This is a genomic window from Micromonospora sp. NPDC047753, from assembly GCF_040642735.1.
Taxonomy (GTDB): domain Bacteria; phylum Actinomycetota; class Actinomycetes; order Mycobacteriales; family Micromonosporaceae; genus Micromonospora.
This window is the reverse complement of sequence record NZ_JBEYSL010000244.1, coordinates 1-2,145: the sequence shown is the minus strand read 5'-3', so window position 1 is coordinate 2,145 and position 2,145 is coordinate 1. Positions and strand designations below refer to the sequence as shown.

Sequence of the window (2,145 nt, the reverse complement as noted above, 5' to 3'; positions counted from 1 at the left end):
CCGCACCACCGCACCACCGCACCACCGCACCACCGCACCACCGCACCACCGCACCACCGCACCACCGCACCACCGCACCACCGCACCACCGCACCGATCATGGAGTTGTGGTGGTGGACAAAAGCCACATAAGGCGCCTATCCAGCCACCACAACTCCATGATCGACGCGGGCAGAGGCGGGGCGGCGTGGGCTGAGCGCCGTCCCCACCCCCCGCCCTACCTCACCGCGCGATCTTGCAGTTTCTGCGGGGACAAACGTGCGCAGAAGCCGCGAAACGACGACAGAAAGTGCAAGATCGCGGGGGCGAGAGCCGGGGCCGAGAGCCGGGGGCGAGGGCGGGGGCCGAGGGGCGGGGGCGGGGTTTGGCTAGGCCGGGAGGAGGTGGGGGCGGACCTCTTCTGCCGCGGCGTCACCGTAGGACTCGGCGAGGCGCTTGACGAACAGGTCGCGGCGGACGTCGTACTCCTGGGTGCCGACGGTCTCCAGGACCAGCGTGGCCAGCAGCGAGCCGACCTGGGCGGCGCGTTCCAGGCCCAGGCCCCAGGAGAGCGCCGTGAAGAAGCCGGCCCGGAAGCCGTCGCCGACGCCGGTCGGGTCGACCGCCCGGATCTCCCGCGCGATCGGTACGTGGATCGGGTCGATGCCGCGCCCGGCGATCTCCACACCGTGCTTGCCCAGCGTGGTGACCCGCACCTTGACCAGGTCCAGCAGTTGGTCGTCGCTGAGCTGCGCCTTGCTCTGCAGCAGCGACTTCTCGTAGTCGTTGGTCATCAGGTACTCGGCGCCTTCGATCAGCGCCACCACGTCCTCGCCGGGCATCCGGGCGAGCTGCTGGGACGGGTCGGCGGCGAAGGCGTACCCGCGGGTGCGGCACTCGGCCGAGTGGCGCAGCATCGCCTCGGGGTCGTTCGCGCCGACCAGCACCAGGTCCAGACCGCCGAGCCGGTCGGCGACCGGGGCCAGCTCGATGTTGCGGGCCTCGCTCATCGCACCGGCGTAGAACGACGCGATCTGGCACATGTCGGTGTCGGTGGTGCAGACGAAGCGGGCGGTGTGCGCCACCTCGCTGATGTGCACCGAGTCGCAGTCCACACCGTGGCGCTCCAGCCAGGAGCGGTAGTCGGCGAAGTCGGCGCCGACCGCGCCGAGCAGCACCGGGCGCAGCCCGAGCTGACCCATCCCGAAGGAGATGTTCGCCGCCACGCCGCCGCGGCGGAGCACCAGGTCGTCCACCAGGAACGAGAGGGACACCTTGTGCAGTTGATCGGCGATGAGCTGGTCGGCGAAGCGACCGGGGAAGCTCATCAGGTGATCGGTGGCGATCGAGCCGGTGACGGCGATCTTCATGTCAACCCTCAGGGTCGGGAGCAGGGCGCGGTCAGCCTACCGGGACGGCAACGCGATGGTCACCGCTCGGTCGGACACCGGCAACCGGCCCGCCACGGCCCCTCCGGGACCGGTGCGACAGCCGACCGGTACGGCGATGGGGCCGTCCCGAAGAACGGCCCCATCGTCGCTGATGTGTGGTGTGACTCAGTTGAACGAGTCACCGCAGGCGCAGGAGCTGCCCGCGTTGGGGTTGTCGATGGTGAAGCCCTGGGCGTCGATCCGGTCGGCGAAGTCGATCGTCGCGCCGGAAAGGTACGGGGCGCTCATCCGGTCGACGACGACCTCGACACCACCGAAGTCGGTCACGACGTCACCGTCGAGCGAACGCTCGTCGAAGAAGAGCTGGTACCGCAGGCCGGAGCAGCCGCCCGGCTGCACGGCGACGCGGAGCCGCAGGTCGTCGCGGCCCTCCTGCTCGATCAGGGCCTTGACCTTCTGCGCTGCGACGTCGGTGAGGACGACGGAAGTAGGGGCCTTGGCCTCGGTCGACTCGGTCTGCGCTGGCGTGGTCACGTGGAAGTCTCCCTGCGCGGTTTGGGTCCGGACGCACTGGCCAACGTCGCGCGTCGTCCAGTGATTCCCGGTTGTGGTCCTCAACCGATCGTACGCCGCCTTGGCCGGGTCCACCCGCGTGGCGTGACCCCCGCCGCAGGTCGACCCCGGCGCGGTGGGCGCGGTGGCACTGCGCGACGCCGGCCTGGACACCGGCGTGGTCGCCGTCGACGTGCCCGGCGGTCGCCTGACAGTGACCGTC

2 protein-coding genes are annotated in these 2,145 nt (G+C 70.5%); both read right to left on the bottom strand.

Going from position 1 to position 2,145, the window contains the following annotated elements:
- Nucleotides 1-368 precede the first annotated feature (368 nt).
- Complete coding sequence (locus tag ABZ749_RS20370) at nucleotides 369-1,349, bottom strand: carbohydrate kinase family protein (RefSeq protein WP_355007749.1); 981 nt, start codon at nucleotides 1,347-1,349, stop codon at nucleotides 369-371.
- Nucleotides 1,350-1,535: 186 nt separating this feature from the next.
- Nucleotides 1,536-1,904 carry an iron-sulfur cluster insertion protein ErpA gene (erpA, locus tag ABZ749_RS20365; RefSeq protein ID WP_091407494.1) on the bottom strand — a complete coding sequence of 123 codons (369 nt, stop codon included), beginning with the start codon at nucleotides 1,902-1,904 and terminating at the stop codon, nucleotides 1,536-1,538.
- Between the last annotated feature and the right edge of the window lie 241 nt (nucleotides 1,905-2,145).

Coding starts and splice junctions, on each gene's coding strand:
- ABZ749_RS20370 (WP_355007749.1), bottom strand. CDS start 1,349: ATGAAGATCGCCGTCACCGGCTCGATCGCCACCGATCACCTGATGAGC.